At 69.5% G+C, this 19,058-nt stretch carries 19 protein-coding genes and 1 pseudogene; 14 read left to right on the top strand and 6 right to left on the bottom strand.

Annotated elements, in window-relative coordinates; translation table 11 throughout:
• Together C8D93_RS17605 and C8D93_RS17600 are read right to left on the bottom strand one after the other, a co-directional pair.
• Positions 1 to 184, bottom strand: a pseudogene (locus tag C8D93_RS17605) (DUF3034 family protein); the annotation flags it as partial.
• A 351-nt stretch (positions 185 to 535) separates the two neighbouring features.
• Positions 536 to 1,138: an ANTAR domain-containing response regulator gene (locus tag C8D93_RS17600; protein ID WP_245903975.1), complete on the bottom strand. Its 603-nt coding sequence runs from the start codon at positions 1,136 to 1,138 to the stop codon at positions 536 to 538.
• A gap of 324 nt (positions 1,139 to 1,462) precedes the next feature.
• Here C8D93_RS17600 and C8D93_RS17595 point away from each other — a divergent pair, with 324 nt between their 5' ends.
• The 8 genes from C8D93_RS17595 to C8D93_RS17560 all read left to right on the top strand — a co-directional run bounded on the left by C8D93_RS17595 (position 1,463) and on the right by C8D93_RS17560 (position 12,671).
• Positions 1,463 to 2,206 carry an ANTAR domain-containing response regulator gene (locus C8D93_RS17595; RefSeq protein WP_245903974.1) on the top strand — a complete coding sequence of 248 codons (744 nt, stop codon included), beginning with the start codon at positions 1,463 to 1,465 and terminating at the stop codon, positions 2,204 to 2,206.
• A gap of 20 nt (positions 2,207 to 2,226) precedes the next feature.
• A complete protein-coding gene (locus C8D93_RS17590) occupies positions 2,227 to 3,426 on the top strand; it encodes a CmpA/NrtA family ABC transporter substrate-binding protein (RefSeq protein ID WP_110266534.1) in 1,200 nt (399 codons plus the stop codon).
• A 184-nt stretch (positions 3,427 to 3,610) separates the two neighbouring features.
• Positions 3,611 to 4,009 (top strand): globin family protein, encoded by a 399-nt coding sequence (locus C8D93_RS17585; RefSeq protein WP_110266533.1) that lies wholly within the window; start codon positions 3,611 to 3,613, stop codon positions 4,007 to 4,009.
• A gap of 319 nt (positions 4,010 to 4,328) precedes the next feature.
• Positions 4,329 to 5,699: an MFS transporter gene (locus C8D93_RS17580; RefSeq protein WP_110266532.1), complete on the top strand. Its 1,371-nt coding sequence runs from the start codon at positions 4,329 to 4,331 to the stop codon at positions 5,697 to 5,699.
• A 24-nt stretch (positions 5,700 to 5,723) separates the two neighbouring features.
• Entirely contained in the window at positions 5,724 to 8,297 is a 2,574-nt protein-coding gene (gene nirB, locus C8D93_RS17575) for a nitrite reductase large subunit NirB (RefSeq protein ID WP_110266531.1), read from the top strand.
• Between the two features lie 29 nt (positions 8,298 to 8,326).
• Positions 8,327 to 8,677: a nitrite reductase small subunit NirD gene (gene nirD, locus C8D93_RS17570; RefSeq protein WP_110266554.1), complete on the top strand. Its 351-nt coding sequence runs from the start codon at positions 8,327 to 8,329 to the stop codon at positions 8,675 to 8,677.
• Entirely contained in the window at positions 8,674 to 9,942 is a 1,269-nt protein-coding gene (locus C8D93_RS17565) for an NAD(P)/FAD-dependent oxidoreductase (protein ID WP_245903972.1), read from the top strand. Before nirD ends, C8D93_RS17565 begins: the two co-directional genes overlap by 4 nt.
• Positions 9,939 to 12,671: a nitrate reductase gene (locus C8D93_RS17560; protein ID WP_110266530.1), complete on the top strand. Its 2,733-nt coding sequence runs from the start codon at positions 9,939 to 9,941 to the stop codon at positions 12,669 to 12,671. Before C8D93_RS17565 ends, C8D93_RS17560 begins: the two co-directional genes overlap by 4 nt.
• 16 nt (positions 12,672 to 12,687) lie before the next feature.
• On the opposite strand, the gene C8D93_RS17555 is transcribed toward C8D93_RS17560, so the two are convergent.
• The gene (locus C8D93_RS17555) at positions 12,688 to 13,038 is read right to left on the bottom strand and encodes a winged helix-turn-helix domain-containing protein (RefSeq protein ID WP_110266529.1); all 351 of its coding nucleotides are present in this window, start codon (positions 13,036 to 13,038) and stop codon (positions 12,688 to 12,690) included.
• A 102-nt stretch (positions 13,039 to 13,140) separates the two neighbouring features.
• Here C8D93_RS17555 and mobA point away from each other — a divergent pair, with 102 nt between their 5' ends.
• The 6 genes from mobA to C8D93_RS17525 all read left to right on the top strand — a co-directional run bounded on the left by mobA (position 13,141) and on the right by C8D93_RS17525 (position 17,763).
• The gene (mobA, locus tag C8D93_RS17550; RefSeq protein WP_170124088.1) at positions 13,141 to 13,722 is read left to right on the top strand and encodes a molybdenum cofactor guanylyltransferase MobA; all 582 of its coding nucleotides are present in this window, start codon (positions 13,141 to 13,143) and stop codon (positions 13,720 to 13,722) included.
• Positions 13,716 to 14,717 carry a GTP 3',8-cyclase MoaA gene (gene moaA / locus C8D93_RS17545; RefSeq protein WP_245903970.1) on the top strand — a complete coding sequence of 334 codons (1,002 nt, stop codon included), beginning with the start codon at positions 13,716 to 13,718 and terminating at the stop codon, positions 14,715 to 14,717. Before mobA ends, moaA begins: the two co-directional genes overlap by 7 nt.
• Position 14,718: 1 nt before the next feature.
• Complete coding sequence (locus C8D93_RS17540) at positions 14,719 to 14,979, top strand: MoaD/ThiS family protein (RefSeq protein WP_110266527.1); 261 nt, start codon at positions 14,719 to 14,721, stop codon at positions 14,977 to 14,979.
• A 136-nt stretch (positions 14,980 to 15,115) separates the two neighbouring features.
• Positions 15,116 to 15,634, top strand: coding sequence for a molybdenum cofactor biosynthesis protein MoaE (locus C8D93_RS17535; protein ID WP_245903968.1), 519 nt, complete (start codon positions 15,116 to 15,118; stop codon positions 15,632 to 15,634).
• Positions 15,627 to 16,553 carry a bifunctional molybdenum cofactor biosynthesis protein MoaC/MoaB gene (moaCB, locus tag C8D93_RS17530; protein ID WP_110266550.1) on the top strand — a complete coding sequence of 309 codons (927 nt, stop codon included), beginning with the start codon at positions 15,627 to 15,629 and terminating at the stop codon, positions 16,551 to 16,553. Before C8D93_RS17535 ends, moaCB begins: the two co-directional genes overlap by 8 nt.
• A 10-nt stretch (positions 16,554 to 16,563) precedes the next feature.
• Positions 16,564 to 17,763, top strand: coding sequence for a molybdopterin molybdotransferase MoeA (locus C8D93_RS17525; RefSeq protein ID WP_110266526.1), 1,200 nt, complete (start codon positions 16,564 to 16,566; stop codon positions 17,761 to 17,763).
• 10 nt (positions 17,764 to 17,773) lie between these two features.
• Here C8D93_RS17525 and C8D93_RS17520 read toward each other — a convergent pair whose 3' ends face one another.
• From C8D93_RS17520 to msrB, 3 genes are read right to left on the bottom strand one after another with little or no spacing between them, the layout of a single operon-like run.
• Entirely contained in the window at positions 17,774 to 18,196 is a 423-nt protein-coding gene (locus C8D93_RS17520; protein ID WP_110266525.1) for a hypothetical protein, read from the bottom strand.
• A 33-nt stretch (positions 18,197 to 18,229) separates the two neighbouring features.
• A complete protein-coding gene (locus tag C8D93_RS17515; protein ID WP_110266524.1) occupies positions 18,230 to 18,574 on the bottom strand; it encodes a hypothetical protein in 345 nt (114 codons plus the stop codon).
• A 55-nt stretch (positions 18,575 to 18,629) separates the two neighbouring features.
• The gene (gene msrB / locus C8D93_RS17510; protein WP_110266523.1) at positions 18,630 to 19,028 is read right to left on the bottom strand and encodes a peptide-methionine (R)-S-oxide reductase MsrB; all 399 of its coding nucleotides are present in this window, start codon (positions 19,026 to 19,028) and stop codon (positions 18,630 to 18,632) included.
• Positions 19,029 to 19,058 lie beyond the last annotated feature (30 nt).

Here is a 19,058-nt window from a genome sequence, read left to right as displayed (position 1 = left end):
AGCCGGTGATCGTTGCCCACGGCACCGCACCACCGCCGCCGGCACCGTCCACCGTGAACACGCCGCCGGTCAGGAACACCTTGCCGTCGTCGTAGTTCGCCCACGCGCCCGTGCTGGACAGCGCCACCGCCAGCACCGCGGCTCCCGTACAGACCCGCGTTGCGCGCCTCATCATGTCTTGCATTGCCCCAACTCCTTTATTTCAGTAGAGCCGCCTGAAACTCGGCAAAAAAAAACGCCCACAGACTGGCTCTTTGGCCAATGTGTGGACGTCGACATCCCATGAGTCGGGCATCTTTACCCGACCGTTTGTGTCCCGAGGCACGCTTGACCCCGAGTCGTGATCTAGAAGCAGCAAGCGCCGTGCCAGTTGTTCCCGGGTCGGGCGATCGCCGCGTGCTGCTCCTTATATATCGGGCGACGACCGGCTCCCGCCTGCCGCCGTGCCGTTGCCGCCGTCCCGATCCAAGCTGGCGCAGCGAGTCCAGGCTGGTGCATGCCGCTCTGCACCGAGGCAGCGCACGACGACGCGCGATCAGACGCCTTCGGCGTTCACCGCGAGCAGGGCGCGGGCGACGTCGGCGAGCCTGAGCTTGCGGTTCATCGCCATGCGGCGCAGGCGCTCGTAGGCCTGGTCCTCGCTCAGGTGCGCACGGCGCATCAGCACGGCCTTGGCGCGGTCGATGTCGTCGCGGTCGTTCAGCCGCGCGCGGACGCTTTCGACTTCGCGGCGCAGCTGCTGGTGTTCGTCGAACTGCGCGATCGCGACCTCGATCAGCGACTTGAGCCGCGAGCCGACGAGGCCGTCGACGACATAGGCCGAGACGCCGGCGCGGATCGCGCGGCGGATCGTGTCGGTGTCGCCGTTGTCGGAGAACAGCAGGATCGGCCGCGGTTGTTCGCGGCTGACGCGGTTGAGCGATTCGAGCGTGTCGCGTCCCGGCGCCTCGGTGTCGATCAACACCACGTCCGGGGCGTGGCGCACGACGGCGAGCAGCAGGTCCTCGTTGCCGCCGACGCAGGCGACCACCTCGTGACCGGCGTCGGCGAGCGCCTCCTGCAGCCGCGCGAGCCGGCCGCGATCGTCGTCAACCAGCATCACGCGCGTGCGTGACGGCGCGATCCTGCGGCGGTTCACGACGTGCGGCACGGTGCCGGCGCGGCGCCTGCGCTGCGCGATATCGGCGCGTCGGCGGCACGGCGTGCGCCGTCGCGACGCAGCGGACGGCCACTTCGCCGGCACGCGGCCCGCGCGCGCACTGCCGGGCCGGCCATCGCTAGAGTCCCGCACTCGTTCATCGACATGTTCTCCCGGGCCGCATCGCGACCGTCCCCGCGGAGCGTCGGTCCGGTTCGCGTCGCAGACCTGCGAACCACCCCGCTCGCGCTCGCACCGCGAAGGCTCCCGACGGTCGCGATGCGATCGCACGGACGCCTTCGGCGTTGTTGCTCGTTCATCACCTTGACGGCAACCGGCGGCGTACCGGGCGACCGGATCGATCCGGATCGCGCGGGACGGCGCTCGGTCGCCGGTGATCGAAGCAAGCCACGTGCCACGCGCGACGCCCATGCATGCGCTCGGCACAGCTTTTGCTGTGGTCAGCATCGTCCTATCACCCACCGCGCGTTGACGCCCATGCGAGTCATGCTCGTCGACGACGACCAGCACCGGGTGGTGCTGCTGCGGCAGGCATTGATCGACGGCGGCAACGCGGTGGTCGCGCAGCTGACGACGTCGGACGATTTGCTGACCGCGGTCGCTCACCATCAGCCGGACGTCGTCCTCATCGATGTCGATGCACCGACCCGCGACACCCTCGAGTCGCTGGGTCAGATCGCGCGTGACCGCCCGCGACCGATCGTGCTGTTCGCCAAGCACGGCGATGCGGAAACGGCGCGGCGTGCGATGCGCGCGGGTATCTCGGCCTATGTCGTCGACGGCATGCCGGAGTCCCGGCTCAAGTCGGTGATCGACGTCGCCATCGCCCGCTTCGACGAACACCAGGCACTGCGACGCGAGCTCGAGGAAACCAAGATGCGCCTCGCGGATCGCCGCGACGTGGATCGCGCCAAGGGCATGCTGATGCAGCGCCGGAAGATCACCGAGTCCGAGGCCTACGAGCAGCTGCGCAAGATGGCGATGGACCGGAACCTGCGGATCGGGGACGCCGCACGCTCGCTGCTGGCGGCGGCGGAGCTTCTATAAGAATCAAGGGCAATACCAAGATGAGCGCGAACGTTCTGGAGAAAGACGAGCTGAGGCTCGGCGTGATTCCGCTGGTGGACGCGGCGCCGCTGATCGTCGCCCGCGACCGCGGCTTCTTCGCCAAGCAGGGGCTGGAGGTGGAGGTCAGCGTCGAGGCGTCGTGGGCGAGCGTGCGTGACAAGGTCGCCACCGGCCTGCTCGACGGCGCGCAGATGCTCGCGCCGATGCCGCTGGCGGCAACGCTGGGCATCGACGGCATCGGCGTGCCGATGGTCACGGCGATGACGCTCAACCTCAACGGCAACTCGATCGCGGTGTCGGAATCGCTCTACCGCGAGCTGCAGCTGCGCGAGCGCGAACCGCTGAGCGCCGGCCGCGCACTCAAGGGACTGCTGCTGCGCGACCGCATCATCGGCCGGCGCCAGCGGGCGTTCGCCCACGTGTTCCCGTTCTCGACACACCACTACGTCCTGCGCTACTGGCTGGCCGCCTGCGGCATCGACCCGGATCGCGACGTCCGCCTCGAGGTGATCCCGCCGCCGCTGATGGTCCAGCACCTCAGCGACGGCCGCATCGACGGTTTCTGCGTCGGCGCCCCGTGGGGTGCGGCGGCCGAGGCAGCGGGGGTGGGCTATCGCGTCGTCAACACCTTCCAGATCTGGAACAACGCACCGGAGAAGGTGCTCGGCGTCACGCGCGCCTGGGCTGCGGCGCATCCGCGCACGCATCGCGCGCTGATCGCCGCCCTGATCGACGCCTGCCGCTGGCTCGACATGCCCGGCAACCGTGCCGAGGGCGCGCAGATCCTGATCGACAGCGGTGCCGTCGATGCACCGCCGGCGACCATCCGCACCGCGCTGGAAGTCCCGTCCGCCGGCGACAGCTTCTTCGGCACCGGCCTGGTGTTCCACCGGCATGCGGCCAACTTCCCGTGGCTGTCGCACGCGATGTGGTTCGTCGAGCAGATGCGCCGCTGGGGGCAGATCGACACCGCCATCGACGCCGCCGACATCGCCGCGCAGGTCTACCGCCCGCAGGTCTGCCGCGAGGCGGCGGCGATGGTCGGCGTGCCGTGCCCGCAGACCGATCACAAGTCCGAGGGCATGCACGCCGGCATCTGGGCGCTGCGCCTGCCGAGCGGGTTGCTGACGATGGGCCCGGATGCCTTTTTCGACGGCGCCGTCTACGGCACCGACGGCGTGCCCGCGGAAGTCAGCTAGCCGCGCGCGACGCCGCGCACGCCGGCCGCGCCTTGGCACGGCCCGTGCGATGAGCCAGACAGCGAATGCGGGCGGCGGCCAACGACGGTCGGCGCCCCCGGGATAACGAGGCCCATCTCCCCACAGTGGAGTTGGGCCTTTCTTTTTGGCACCGCGTCGGTGACGTGGTCGAAGGGAGGTCGTGATGAATGCCGAGCAGATCCGGCTCGTGCGCGAGACCTGGAAACTGATCCTGCCGATGCGCGCGGCGGTGGCCGAGCTGTTCTACAGCAAACTGTTCGAACTCGAGCCGCGCCTGCGTCCGCTGTTCAAGAGCGACCTCGAGCGCCAGGGCGAGAAGCTGATCGCGATGCTCGACGCGGCGGTGCGCGGGCTGGACCATCCGCACGTCCTCGGCCCGGCCCTCAAGGACCTGGGCCAGCGCCATGTGCGCTACGGCGCATCGGAGAACGACTACGGCACGGTGGCGGTGAGCCTGCTGTGGACGCTTGAGCAAAGCCTGGGCGCGGCCTTCACGGTCGACGCCCGGCGTGCCTGGACCGAGGCCTACGCGACCATCGTCGCGATGATGCACTCGCGCTGACGAAGCCGCACCGCGCATGTGCGCCGGCGCGCCGCAAAGGTGCAGATCGCGCCCGGCGCCGGCCGCCACGGGGCGCGCAAACGGGCGCACAGCCGCAAAACCGCGTGCGCCGCGCGTGGCACGACGCTTGCGTTACTGAACCCACGAACCCTGCAGGGCATCGGGACAACGCGGTCCCGCACGCGGCGCCGATCAAGCCGCCATCACGAAGCCCTGCGGTGGACAGGACAACGACGTCCATGACTGGCGACGCGCCATTCATGGACGTTTTTTTTTGACGTCGCGTCAGACGACCAACGCATCACCGGGAAAGATGACCATGGACACTTCAGGCAAAGCGACTTCGATCAAGCTCTTCAGTCTGGCCAAGCCGCACATGCGCGTGTTCCACATGACCTGGTTCGCGTTCTTCCTGTGCTTCTTCGGCTGGTTCGGCATCGCGCCACTGATGGCCGTCGTGCGCGAGGACCTGATGCTGACCAAGGCGCAGATCGGCAACACGATCATCGCCTCCGTGGCGATCACCGTGCTGGTGCGGCTGCTGATCGGACCGCTGTGCGACAAGTTCGGCCCGCGTAAAACCTACAGCGCCCTGCTGGTTCTCGGCTCGCTGCCGGTGATGAGCATCGGCTTCGCCGACAGCTACGAGAGCTTCCTGCTGTTCCGCCTGGGCATCGGCGCGATCGGCGCGTCCTTCGTGATCACGCAGTACCACACCTCGGTGATGTTCGCGCCCAACGTCGTCGGCACCGCCAACGCGACGACGGCCGGCTGGGGCAACCTCGGCGGCGGCGTGACCCAGATCGTCATGCCGCTGATCTTCGCCGGCATGATGATGCTCGGCGCCAACGAGGCGATGGGCTGGCGCCTGGCGATGGTGGTGCCCGGCGTCGTGCTGCTGCTGACCGGCATCGCCTACTACTTCCTGACGCAGGATGCGCCGGGCGGCAACTACGACGAGCTGCGCGCCGCCGGGCTGATGCCGGAGGCGCGCAACGAGAACGGCGCCGGCCGCTCGTTCCTGTCCGCCGCCCGCGACTACCGCGTCTGGGCGCTGTTCGTGGTCTACGCCGCGTGCTTCGGCGTCGAGCTGACGATCAACAACATCGCCGCGATCTACTACTTCGACAACTTCAAGCTCGACCTGAAGACCGCGGGCCTGATCGCAGGTCTGTTCGGCCTGATGAACCTGTTCGCGCGCACGCTCGGCGGCATGTTCTCCGACCTGTTCGCCCGTCGCGCCGGCCTCAAGGGCCGCGTCTACCTGCTGTTCGTGGTGCTGATGGCCGAGGGCCTTGCGCTGGTGCTGTTCTCGCAGATGGCGGTGCTGTGGATGGCCATCGCGTCGATGATCGTGTTCAGCCTGTTCGTGCAGATGTCCGAAGGGGCGACCTTCGGACTCGTGCCCTTCATGAACCGCAAGGCGCTCGGCGCGGTCGCCGGCATCGTCGGTGCCGGCGGCAACGCCGGTGCCGTGGCTGCCGGATTCCTGTTCAAGACCGAGGCGCTCACCTATCAGCAGGGTCTGCTCTATCTCGGCTTCGCCGTCATGCTGGCCTCGTTGTGCGCGCTGCTGGTGCGCTTCCCGGCGCAGGTGCTCGAGAGCGAGAACGCCGCGCTGCAGGCGGCCCTGGCCGCGCGCAAGCCGGCTGCCGCCGCCGCACCCGACTCGGTGCCCGCCTCGGCCTGACGGCCGCACCGCAGGAGATCAGGCATGAGCGATCCGCTTCGCATCGTCGTCGTCGGCAACGGCATGGTCGGGCAGAAGCTGCTCGAGGAGCTGGCCGAGCGGCGTCCGTCGGGACTGGACATCACGGTGCTCTGCGAGGAGCCGCGTCCGGCCTATGACCGCGTCCAGCTGTCTTCTTTCTTCTCGGGCAAGACCGCCGAGGACCTGTCGCTGGTCCCGCCCGGCTTCTTCGAGCGCGACGGGCTGGTGCTGCGCCTGAACGCGAAGGCCGTCGCCATCGACCGCAGCCTCAAGCAGGTCACGACCTCGACCGGCGAGACGCTGCCCTACGACAAACTGGTGCTGGCCACGGGCTCGTATCCGTTCGTGCCGCCGGTGCCGGGACGCGAGCGTCCGGACTGTTTCGTCTACCGCACGATCGAGGACCTGGAGGCGATGACCGAGGCCGGGGGTCGCTCGAAGGTCGGTGTCGTCGTCGGCGGCGGCCTGCTCGGTCTCGAGGCGGCGAAGGCGCTGAAGGACATGGGACTGGAAACGCATGTCGTCGAGTTCGCGCCGCGGCTGATGGCGGTGCAGGTCGACGACGGCGGCGGCCGCGTGCTGCGCCAGAAGATCGAGGCCCTCGGCGTCACCGTCCACACGCAGAAAAACACCGTCGAGATCGTCGACGGCGAGGCCCGGCGCCACGCGATGAGGTTCGCGGACGACTCGGTGCTGGAGACCGACATGATCGTGTTCTCCGCCGGCATCCGGCCGCGCGACGAGCTGGCACGCGCCAGCGAACTCGGCGTCGGACCGCGTGGCGGCATCGTCATCGACAACCACTGCCGCACCCTCGACGACGACATCTACGCGATCGGCGAGTGCGCGCTGTGGGACGGCAAGATCTACGGCCTGGTGGCGCCGGGCTACGAGATGGCGCGCGTCTGTGCCGCGCATATCGCCGCCGCGGTGCCGCAGGAAGATGCCGACGAGCCGCCGCAGTTCACCGGCGCCGACATGAGCACCAAGCTCAAGCTGATGGGCGTCGACGTCGCCAGCCTGGGCGACGCGCACGCGGCGACGCCCGGCGCGCGCGTCTGCGTGTACACCGACGAGCGCAAGCAGGTCTACAAGAAACTCGTGGTCTCCGAGGACGGCAAGTACGTGCTCGGCGGCGTGCTCATCGGCGACGCCGAGGCATACGGCACGCTGCTGCAGATGATGCTCAACCGCATGGAGCTGCCGCCCGAACCCGAGTTCCTGATCCTGCCGAGCGGCGACGGCGCGGCCCGTCCGGCGCTGGGCGTGGACGCGCTGCCGGACGCTGCGCAGATCTGCTCGTGCAACAACGTCTCGAAGGCGACCATCTGCGCGGCGGTGCGCGACGGCGCGCACAGCATCGGCAAGCTGAAGACGGCGACCAAGGCCGGCACCTCCTGCGGCGGCTGCGTGCCGCTGACGACGCAGCTGATGAAGGCCGAGATGAAGCGCTGCGGGCTGTCGGTCAACAATCACCTGTGCGAGCACTTCCCGTACTCGCGCCAGGAGCTCTACCACCTGATCCGCGTCGGGCGCATCGAGACCTTCGACGAACTGATCACCCGTCATGGCCGCGGCCGCGGCTGCGACATCTGCAAGCCGGCGGCGGCGAGCATCTTCGCCTCGTGCTGGAACGAGTTCGTGCTCAAGAAGGACAAGGCCGCGCTGCAGGATTCCAACGACTACTTCCTCGCCAACATCCAGAAGGACGGCACCTATTCGATCGTGCCGCGCATCGCCGGCGGCGAGATCACGCCGGAAAAACTGATCGTGCTCGGCGAGGTCGCGAAGAAGCACCGGCTCTACACGAAGATCACCGGCGGCCAGCGCATCGACCTGTTCGGCGCGCAGGTGCACCAGCTGCCGCTGATCTGGAAGGAGCTGGTCGACGCCGGCTTCGAATCCGGCCACGCCTACGGCAAGGCGCTGCGCACGGTGAAGTCCTGTGTCGGCTCGACCTGGTGCCGCTACGGCATGCTCGATTCGGTGAGCATGGCCCTGGCGATCGAGAACCGCTACAAGGGACTGCGCGCACCGCACAAGATCAAGTCGGCCGTCTCCGGCTGCACGCGCGAGTGCGCCGAGGCGCAGTCGAAGGACTTCGGCGTCATCGCCACCGAGAAAGGCTGGAACCTCTACGTCTGCGGCAACGGCGGCATGAAGCCGCGGCACGCCGAACTGCTGGCCGGCGATCTCGACGACGAGACGCTGATCCGCTACATCGACCGCTTCCTGATGTTCTACATCCGCACCGCGGATCGCCTGCAGCGCACCAGCGTGTGGCGCGACAATCTCGAAGGCGGTCTGGACTACCTCAAGGATGTCGTCGTCCACGACAAGCTCGGCATCGGCGCCGAACTCGAGGCGGAGATGGCGCAGGTGGTCGGCAGCTACGCCTGCGAATGGAAGAAGGCCATCGAGAGCCCCGAAGTGCTGCGGCGGTTCCGCAGCTTCGTCAACAGCGACGCGCCCGACAGCAACGTCGTGTTCGTCGACGAGCGCAATCAGATCCGGCCGGCAACGCCGGAGGAGAAGGCACGCTTCAAGGGTGTGCCGGTGATCGCGGAATCCGCGTGAGGGAGGGAGGCGCAGTGGACGGCTCGAACATGGACGGCCCGTCGACGGATACCGGCTGGACCGACGTCTGTGCCGTCGACGACATCTGGCCCAACACCGGCGTCTGCGCGCTGGTCGAGGGCTGCCAGGTCGCGGTCTTCCGTCTCGTCGACGACGGTCAGGAACAGCTCTTCGCGATCGACAACGGCGATCCGTTCTCGGACGCCAACGTCCTGTCGCGCGGGCTGGTCGGCAATCTCGGCGAGCGGCTCGTCGTCGCCTCGCCGATCTACAAGCAGCATTTCGACCTCGCCACCGGCGAATGCGTCGAGGACCCGGGCGTCAGCTTGCGCACGTGGCGCGTGCGGGTGGCCGATGGCCGCGTACTGATCGCCGCATGACCATGCCCCTGCCCGAGCACGTGCTGCCGCAGACCGCCCGGCCACGGCCACGGCTGGTCGTGATCGGCAACGGCATGGCGGGGATGCGCACCGTCGAGGAACTGCTCCGCCTCGACGGCAGCCTGTACGACATCACGGTGTTCGGCGCCGAGCCGCACGGCAACTACAACCGCATCCTGCTGTCGCCGGTGCTGGCCGGCGAGAAGACCGTCGACGACATCATCATCAACAGCCGCGAGTGGTACGCCACCCACGGCATCACCCTGCACAGCGGCGATCCGGTGGTGGCCATCGATCGTCACCGTTGCCGGGTGCGGTCGGCGTCGGGGCGCGAGGTCGCCTACGACCGCCTGCTGCTCGCCACCGGTTCCAGGCCCTTCGTGATCCCGGTCCCGGGCGCGCAGCTACCCGGCGTGATCGCGTTCCGCGACCTGCACGACGTGCAGACCATGCTCGCCGCGGCACGCGCGCGTGATCATGGCCGGGCCGTGGTCATCGGCGGTGGCCTGCTCGGCCTGGAGGCGGCGAACGGCCTCAAGCGCCAGGGCATGGACGTGACCGTGGTCCACGTCATGGACAGCCTGATGGAGCGCCAGCTCGACAAGCCGGCGGCGGCGCTGCTGCGGCAGGCGCTGGAGCGGCGCGGCATCCGCATCCTGCTCGAAGCGCAGACCGAGGCGATCCTCGGAGAGGATCACGTCACCGGCCTGCAGTTCGCGAACGGCGAGCGGATTGCGGCCGATCTGGTCGTCATGGCCGTCGGCGTGCGGCCCAACGTCGAGCTGGCGAAGACCGCCGGACTGCACTGCGAACGCGCCATCGTCGTCGACGACACGCTGCAGAGCCTGTCGGACCCGCGCATCTACGCGGTCGGCGAATGCGTGCAGCACCGCAAGGCCACATTCGGCCTGGTCGCGCCGATCTGGGAGCAGGCGCGCGTCTGCGCCACGCATCTCGCTGGGCACGGTCATCGACGCTACGTGCAGGCCGCAACCTCGACCCGGCTCAAGGTCACCGGCATCGACCTGTTCTCCGCCGGCGATTTCGTCGGCGGACCGGATACCGAGGACCTGGTGTTCCGCGATCCGCGACGCGGCACCTACAAGCGCCTGGTGCTGCGCGGCAACCGCATCGTCGGCGCCGTGCTCTACGGCGACGTCGGCGACGGCAGCTGGTACTTCGAGCTGATGCAGCAGGGCACCGACATCTCCGCCATCCGCAACCGCCTCGTCTTCGGCCGCGCGTTCTGCGAGGCCGCGACATGAGCGAGGCGGGGCGTCCGGTCAAGACCACCTGCCCGTACTGCGGCACCGGCTGCGGCGTCGACGTCCTCGTCCGCGGCGATGCCACCGAGGTCAGCGGCGATGCGACGCACCCGACCAACGCCGGCAAGCTGTGCGTGAAGGGCGCGGCGCTGGGCGAAACGCTGGTGCCGGAAGGGCGCGCGCTGCATCCGATGCTGCGCGAGCCGGCCGGCGGTCGCGAGCTGCAACGGGTGAGCTGGGACACCGCGCTCGACGTCGTCGCCCGCGAGTTCCGTCGCATCATCCGCGAGGACGGCCCGCAGGCGGTGGCCTGGTACGTGTCCGGACAGCTGCTGACCGAGGACTATTACGTCGCCAACAAGCTGGTGAAGGGTTTCGTCGGCTCGGCCAACATCGACACCAACTCGCGGCTGTGCATGTCCTCGGCCGTCGCCGGCCACAAGCGGGCCTTCGGCGAGGACATCGTGCCGGTGTCCTACGAGGACCTCGAAGACGCCGACCTCGTCGTGCTGGTGGGCTCGAACACCGCGTGGTGCCATCCGATCCTCTACCAGCGCATCGTCAAGGCCAAGGCCGCCCGGCCGCAGATGAAGGTGGTGGTCGTCGATCCGCGGCGCACCGCCACGACCGACGCCGCCGACCTGCACCTGCCGGTTCGCGCGGGCACCGACGTCTGGCTGTTCAACGGCCTGCTGTCGTTCCTGTATCAGCACGGCGTCGTCGATACGCACTTCGTCGACGCGCATACCCGCGGCTTCGACCGCGCCCTTGCCGTGGCCGACAACACCGCCGGCAGCGTGCGTGCGGTGGCGCGCCAGTGCGGCGTCGACGAGTCGCTGATCGCCGAGTTCTACCGCCTGTTCGCGCGCACCGCGAAGACCATCACCGCGTTCTCGATGGGCGTGAACCAGTCCTCAGCGGGCACCGACAAGGTCAACAGCATCATCAACTGCCACCTGCTGACCGGGCGCATCGGCAAGCCGGGCGCCGGTCCGTTCTCGATCACCGGACAGCCGAACGCCATGGGCGGGCGCGAGGTGGGCGGCCTCGCCAACATGCTCGCCGCACACATGGACCTCGAGAACGCGCGGCACCGCCAGCTGGTGCAGACGTTCTGGGACAGCCCGTGCATCGCCGAACGACCCGGCCTCAAGGCCGTGGAGCTGTTCGAGGCCATCGAGGCCGGGCGGGTCAAGGCGGTGTGGATCATGGCGACCAACCCGGTCGTCAGCCTGCCGGACGCGGACCAGGTGAAGCGGGCGCTGGCCAAGTGCGAGTTCGTCGTCGTCTCCGACGTCATGCACAAGACCGACACCACGGCCTATGCACACGTGCTGCTGCCGGCGCTGGCCTGGGGCGAGAAGGACGGCACCGTCACCAACTCGGAACGCCGCATTTCCCGCCAGCGGGCCTTCCTGCCGGCGCCCGGCGAAGCCCGGCCCGACTGGTGGGCCCTCGCCGAGATCGGCCGACGCTGGGGCTTCACCGACGCCTTCGCCTACGACGGACCCGGGCAGATCTTCGACGAACACGCCCGGCTCACGACGTTCGGCAACGCCGACGACGAGGTGCCGCGCTATCTGAATCTCTCTGGTCTCGTCGGCATGAGCGCCGGCGACTACGATGCGCTGGCGCCGGTACGCTGGCCCGTCTCCGGCCAGGACGGCAGCGATCAGCGGCCCGATGCGGTGTCGGCGGACGCGTTCATGCCGCGCGTCTTTTCCGACGGCCGCTTCTATACCGCCGATCGCAAGGCCCGCTTCGTGGCGACGCCGCCGCGTCTGCCGATGCATGCCCGCGACGAGGACTTCCCGCTCGCACTCAATACCGGCCGCGTGCGCGACCACTGGCACACGATGACGCGGACCGGCCTGTCACCGCGACTGGCGGCACACATCGACGAACCCTATGTCGACCTGCATCCCCAGGACGCCCTGCTCAGCGGCGTGCGCGAAGGCGGGCTGGCGCGCGTGTCGACCCGCTGGGGCAGTCTGGTCGCGCGCGTGCGCACCAGCGGCGAGCTGCCGCGTCGCACCGCCTTCGTGCCGATCCACTGGAACGCGCAATACGCATCGGACGCACGCGTCGGCAGCCTGGTGAATCCCGTCGTCGATCCGGTGTCGGGCGAACCCGAGTTCAAGCACACGCCGGCGCGGGTCGAGGATTTCGCCGTGCTCTGGCATGGCTTCGTGCTGAGCCGCACGCCGCTGCCGATGGACCAGGTCATCTGGTGGACGCGCGTCACCGGCCACCGCTTCCTGCGCTACGAGTTCGCGGGACGCGAACGCGTCGGCGAGTGGTCCGCGTTCGCGCGCACCGCGCTGGGCGTGCACGCCACCGATGCCGACTGGATCGAGTACGAGGACCGCACCGCCGGCCAGTACCGCGCCGCCTGGGTCGTCGACGACCGCATCGAGGCCTGCCTGTTCGTGTCGCCGCGGCCCGACCTGCCGTCGCGCGCCTGGTTGTCGGGCCTGTTCGCCAAGGAGCGGCTCGAGGATCTCGACCGCATCGGCCTGCTGGTGGGCGAACCCACCGACCGCGGCGCCGATGCCGGTCCGACCGTGTGCTCCTGCTTCGGCATCGGGCGCAACTGCATCGTCGAAGCCGTCCGCGGCGGCTGTCACAGCGCCGAGGCACTGGGCCGCAAGCTGCAGTGCGGCACCAACTGCGGTTCGTGCATCCCCGAACTCAAGGCCCTGATCGCGACCTCGCTGGTGCCGGCCTGAGGCCGGCCGGATCGCGCTACAGCAGCGTCTGCAGCTTCGCGCTCATGCGCTCGACGTGGCGCGCATGAGCGGTCTCGAGCCGGGCGTAGGTGCGGATGAGCCGTTCGCCGAGCTCGGTCAGCTGCGCACCGCCACCGCGGCGACCGCCGGTGAGCCGCGTGACCAGAGCGGCGCCCGCGCGCCGGTTCATCGCGTCGATCGCGTCCCAGGCGGCGCGGTAGCTCATGCCCATCTGCAGGGCGGCCTGGCGGATCGAGCCGGTCGCGTGGATCAGGCGCAGCAGTTCGATGCGGCCGGGACCGGCGAGGGCCTCGTCGCCGGCCATCAGCCAGAACTGGGAACGTATGCTCAGGCGGCGGCGCGGCATCGGCAGAGAACCGGAACGGGGATGCCGCAGCCTTCCACAGCACGGCGCGGCCGGCAAGCGTTATATATCTCGATGCACAACGCTGGTATCTTCTGCAGTCCCATGATCCGTGCAGCCGAACCGCAGCGCCGTGTCACCGGGGTCGTCCTCGCCGGCGGCCGCGGGCAGCGCATGGACGGTCGCGACAAGGGCCTGCTGCTGCGCGAAGGACGCACGCTGGCCGAACGCCAGCTCGACGCGCTGCGCCCGCAGGTCGACGCGCTGATGATCAGCGCCAACCGCAACCTCGATCACTACGCGAGCTTCAGTGCCGAGGTCGTGCGCGACGCACAGCCCGGATTCGCCGGGCCGCTCGCCGGCATCGCCGCAGCGGCACGGCAGGCGCGCAGCGCATGGATCGCCTGCGTGCCCTGCGACACGCTGGCGCTGCCGGCGGACCTGGTCGCACGCCTGCTCGATGCGGCGCAGGATGCCGATCGCGACGCGGCATACGCGAAGGACGTCGACGGACCGCAGTACGTCGTCTGCGCGCTGCGCACGACGCTGGCCGGCGCGCTGGCGCAAGCGGCGGCCTCGCCGCGGCGCGCGGTGCGCGATTTCCTGCACGCACGCGGCGCCGTCGCCGTGACCTTTGCCGGCTGGCGCTGCGCCAACCTCAACACCCCGGAGGCGCTGGCATGCTGATGACGCCGCCGGCACTGCACACACCGCTGGCCGATGCCCGCGGACGTCGCAAACGCAAGCTGCGGCTGTCGCTGACCGATCGCTGCAACCTGCGCTGCGTCTACTGCATGCCCGAGCATCCGCAGTGGCTGCCGCGCGACACGCTGCTGGACGGCGCCGAGCTGCAGCGGCTGGCGCGCCTGTTCGTCGCCCGCCTGGGCATCAGCGAGATCCGCCTCACCGGCGGCGAACCCTTGCTGCGCGCCGAGATCACGCAGATCACCACGGCGCTCGACGCGCTGCGCGCAGAAGGTCTCGAACGCCTCGCGCTGACCAGCAACGGCGTCCGCCTCGACCGCCTCGCGGCGCCGCTGCGCGCCGCCGGGCTCGACGACCTCAACGTCAGCCTCGACGCGGTCACGCCGCAGGGTTTCGCGCGCCTGACCGGCGGGGACCTGGCCCCGGTGCTGCGCGGCATCGACGCGGCGCGCGCCGCGGGCCTGCCGGTCAAGATCAACAGCGTGATCCTGCGCGGACACAACGAGGACGAAGTGCTGCCGCTGGTGCGCTGGGCGCTGGCGGAGCATCTGCCGCTGCGCTTCATCGAGTTCATGCCGCTCGACGGTCGCGGCTACTGGAATGCGGAGCGCGTGGTGCGCGAGGACGAGATCCTGGCGCAGCTGGCGCCGCACTACACGATCGAGGCCGAGGCGCCGAGCGACGATCCGGCGCATTACTTCCGCATCGACGGCCGCTACGCGCTGGGCATGATCTCCACGGTGTCCAAACCGTTCTGCCGCCGCTGCGACCGCGTGCGCGTATCGGCCACCGGACGGCTCTATTCCTGCCTGTTCTCCGCGGACGGTCCGGACCTGCGCACGATGCTGCGCGAGGGTGCCGACGACGATGCGATCGAGGCGCGCATGCGCGCGCACGTCTGGCACAAGGAAGCGGGTTACGCCGAGCGGCCAGGCTATGTCGAACGGCCGATCACCATGCACGTGATGGGAGGCTGAGGTGGCCGGATCGCGCATCGAGGTGCGAGTGCAGTGTTTCGGCCCGGCGCGCCGGCTCGCCGGCGACGAATGGCTGAGTGTGCAGCTCGGCGAACCGGCCACGGTTGCCGATGCCCTGGCGGCACTGGCGCAACGCGGTGACGACTTCGCCGCGCTGCTGAAGCAGTGCGCAGTCGCACTTGGCGACGAGATCGTGCGACGCACGTATCCACTCAAGGCCGGCGATGAGATTGCGTTGTTGCCGCCGGTGGCGGGCGGGTGAGCATGCTCGTGACGTCTCGATACGCCGCTGCGCGGCTACTCGACGCGAACGGGACAGGGTCCGATCCGTTCGGGCCGAGTGCCGCCCGCAATGCGGGCGGTGTATCGAGGCCTCGCGGCCGTGTGATGACTGTTGAATGATCCAAATGCACGACATCAACCAGCCCCGCATCCAGGACACGCCCCTGTCCCTAGACGCCCTGCTCACCGGCTCCGAACGCGACGACTGCGGCGCGCTCGCGGTCTTCGCCGGCACCGTGCGCAATCACCACGAAGGCAAGCCGGTCGCGCATCTGGTCTACACGGCGCACGCGGCGCTCGCCGACAAGATGATCCGCGGTATCGAGCAGGAGATTGCCGCGAAGCATGGTGTGCCGGTGTGCCGCGTCGTGCATCGCATCGGCGCACTGGCCATCGGCGAGTCGGCGATCCTGGCCGTGGTGCGCGCCCCGCACCGTGCCGAAGCCTTCGCTGCGCTGCGCGCGGTGGTCGACGCGGTGAAGCACCGCGTGCCGATCTGGAAGGAGGAGTTCTACACCGACGGCAGCAGCGCCTTCGTCACCGGCTGCTGCATCGCCGAGGATGCGGCGCAGCCGCATGAGGACGACGCCGGGCACGACCACCGCCATCACGATCACGGACACCAGCATGCGTGACATCACGCTCAAACCGACCACGCTGCGCAGCGCGACGGCAAGCGGTCGCATCCGCCTCGGTGCCGAGGGCATCGCGATGGTGCGCGAACGCCGTGTCGACAAGGGCGACGTCGTCGAGTGCGCGCGCATCGCCGGCATCATGGCCGTCAAGCAGACCCCCAACTGGTTGCCGCACTGCCACCCGATTCCGGTGCTCGACGCGCATCTCGACTTCGAGCCCGAAGACGACGCGCTGGCGATCCGCGCCACGGTGCGCACGATCGCCGCGACCGGCATCGAGATGGAGGCGCTGACCGCCGTCAGCGCGGCGGCGCTGTGCGTCTACGACATGATGAAGCCGCACGTCGATACCGGGACGCTGCGCATCGACGGCATCCATCTGGCCGAGAAGAAGGGCGGCAAGACCCAGTTCGGGCGCAAGGCCAAGGCCGGGCGCGCCGCGGTGATCGTGCTGTCGGATACCGTCGCGGCCGGCAAGAAGCCGGACACCGCGGGCCGCTCGGTCGCGGACGGGCTGGCGGACGCCGGCTTCGACATCGCCGGTTACGAGGTGCTGCCGGACGAGCCGGAACAACTCGACCGGCGGCTGCGCGCGTGGCTCGAGCAGCGTCCGGACCTGATCGTCACCGTCGGCGGCACCGGCGTAGGTGCGCGCGACCGGACCGTCGAGACGGTCCAGCCGCTGCTGTCGACCGAACTGCCGGGTCTGATGGAAGCGGCCCGCGGCTTCGGCCAGGCACGCACGCCGTACGCGATGCTGTCGCGCGGCATCGCAGGCCTCGCCGGCGGCACCGTGGTCTGCACCTTTCCGGGTTCGCGGAAGGGGGCCGAGGAAACGCTGGCGGCGATCCTGCCGGGCCTCGTGCACCTGATCGAGGTCTGCCGCTTCTCGCGACCGCACGAGGGCGGCTACACGTGAGCGGCGAGCGATGATCGGCGTCGACGAGGCGCTGGCCCGCGTCGCCGCGGCGCTGCCGACGCTGCCGGCCGAAACCGTCGCCACGCGCGCGGCGCTCGGCCGCGTGCTGGCGGCGCCGGCGTGCACCGCGCACCCGCTGCCGCTGTTCGACCAGAGCGCGGTCGACGGCTATGCGCTGCGGCACGCGGACCTGCACACGATTCCGGCGACGCTGCCGCTCGCCGGCATGGTCGCGGCAAGCGCCCAGCCGGCCCGCACCCGGCTTGCGCCGGGCACGGCGGCGCGCATCTTCACCGGCGGCCTGCTGCCCGACAACGCCGACACGGTGGTGCGACAGGAACTCACCCGCCGCGACGGTGATCGCGTGACAGTCCTCGAGGCGGTTGCGCCCGGCACCGACCTGCGTCGCGAGGGCGAGGAACTGGCGCAGGGCAGCGTCGTGGCGGCGGCCGGCGCGCAGGTGACGCCGGGCCTGCTCGCTGCCCTGGCCCTCGCGGGCGCGCACCGGATCGCGGTGCGGCGCGTCCCGCGCATCGCCGTGCTCATCACCGGCGATGAGGTCGTGCCGCACGGCGCCGCGCTGAAGCTCGGACAGGTGCCGGACGCCAACGGACCACTGATTGACGCGCAGCTCACGCGCTGGGGTTTTCCGCCGCTGTCGATCGACTACGTCGCCGATCGCGAGGAGGCCGTTCGCGAGGCGCTGGCCCGCGCCTTCGACCGCGCCGACCTCGTGCTGACCAGCGGCGGCGTCTCGGTCGGTGATTTCGATTTCATTCCGGCGGTCAGCGAGCAGCTCGGTGCGCAGCGCGTGCTGTGGAAGGTCGCGCAGAAGCCGGGAATGCCCCTGTACGTGGCGCGCCGCGGCGCGAGCCTGCTGTTCGGGCTGCCCGGCAACCCCGCCTCGGTGCTGGTGAACCTGCAGGTCTACGTGCGCGACGCCCTCGACCGCATGCTCGGGCGCGATCCCGCGCTGCGCTGGCGCCATGCGCGCGCTCCGGCGCCTCTGCGTCGCGAGAAGGAGAAGACCTTCTGGCTGCGGGCGGTCGTCGACGCCGATCCGCAAGGACAGTTGCACGCCCGGACGCTGTCGGGTCAGGCCTCGCACATGCTCGGCAATCTGGCGCGCGCGAACGCCCTGCTGCGCGTGCCCGGCCTGCACGAGGACACGGCCACGGACGTGCTGCGCTGGCTCAGCCTCGACGGCTGAGCGCCGCCCTTCAGCGCCAGCCGAGCCGTGGCCAGTTGCGCATCAGCACGGCGACGCCGAAGCCCCAGGCGCCGTTGAGCAGCAGTGCGCCGACGATGATCCTCGGATCGAAGCCGCCGGCCGGTGCGAGGCCCTTGAGCGGCATCACGACGAACCAGGCGACGAGACTCGGACCGAGGGCGCCGATCACGATGGCGCGCAGCCAGTACCGCCGCGCCGGCGCCGTGCGGATCAGCCACCACAGCACGATGCCCCAGAGCCCGCCCCAGAACGCCAGCGAGATCACCGCCGGCACGCCCAGAGGCGGCACGGCGGTCAGGTTCCACGGCGCGAACGGTGCGAGACCGCCGAGATACAGCACGCCGAGCAGGCCCTGGTGGAACAGCAGCGTCGAGATGAATCCGGCGGCAAAGGCCTTGAGTGCGGTGTGCATGGCGCCCCCCTTTTTCGTTCCGTGCCGGCTTTTTCAGTCTTCGTCGTCATCGTCCTCGACCGGCGTCTCGCCGGTATCGAGGACGGTCGAGTGGAAGTCGAAGCTGCACCAGATCTTCAGCGTCTCCACCGTGCGGTCGCTGGGCCACAGCGTCTCGTCGCTGTACCAGTCATCGAGCAACTCCTCGAAGATCAGGTCGTGGTTCAGGCGCAGCCAGCGCTCGAACTCCTGCCGGCTCTCGGCTTCGACGAGATAGACCGTCGGGTCCTCGTTGGCCTCGAGCAGGGTCATGCCGCCGTCGCCGGTCGGATCGTTGCGGTTGATCCAGTCCACGAACGGCTGGCGATAACGGACGACGACTGCGGATCGATTCAGCATACGTCCCACCTCCGGGCCACGTTGGACAGGCCGATTTTGACCGGACAGTCTGCGCTCAGTTCGCGCGCGGGTGGAAGTCCAGCGCCGCGGAATTGATGCAGTAGCGCAGGCCGGTGGGCTTCGGCCCATCCGGAAAGACATGCCCCAGATGCGCGTCGCAGCGCGCGCACAGCACCTCGACGCGGCGCATGCCGTAGCTCAGGTCTTCGCGACTGACCACATGCCCGTTCTGCGCCGGATCGAAGAAGCTCGGCCAGCCGGTCCCGGACTCGAACTTGGTGCGCGAGTCGAACAACGGCAGGTCGCAGCAGACGCAATGGAAGACGCCGTCGCGATGGTCGTCCCAGAGCGCGCCGGTGAACGCGCACTCGGTGCCCCCCTCCCGGGTGACGCGGTACTGCTCGTCGCCGAGCTGGGCGCGCCACTCGGCTTCGGTCTTGACGATCTTTTCCATGGCGCACTCCGGTGGTCGGGCTTCTCTGAT

The organism is Sinimarinibacterium flocculans, assembly GCF_003201205.1.
GTDB lineage: Bacteria > Pseudomonadota > Gammaproteobacteria > Nevskiales > Nevskiaceae > Solimonas > Solimonas flocculans.
Note: the sequence above shows the minus strand (reverse complement) of the source record. Positions and strands in the feature narration are given on the sequence as shown.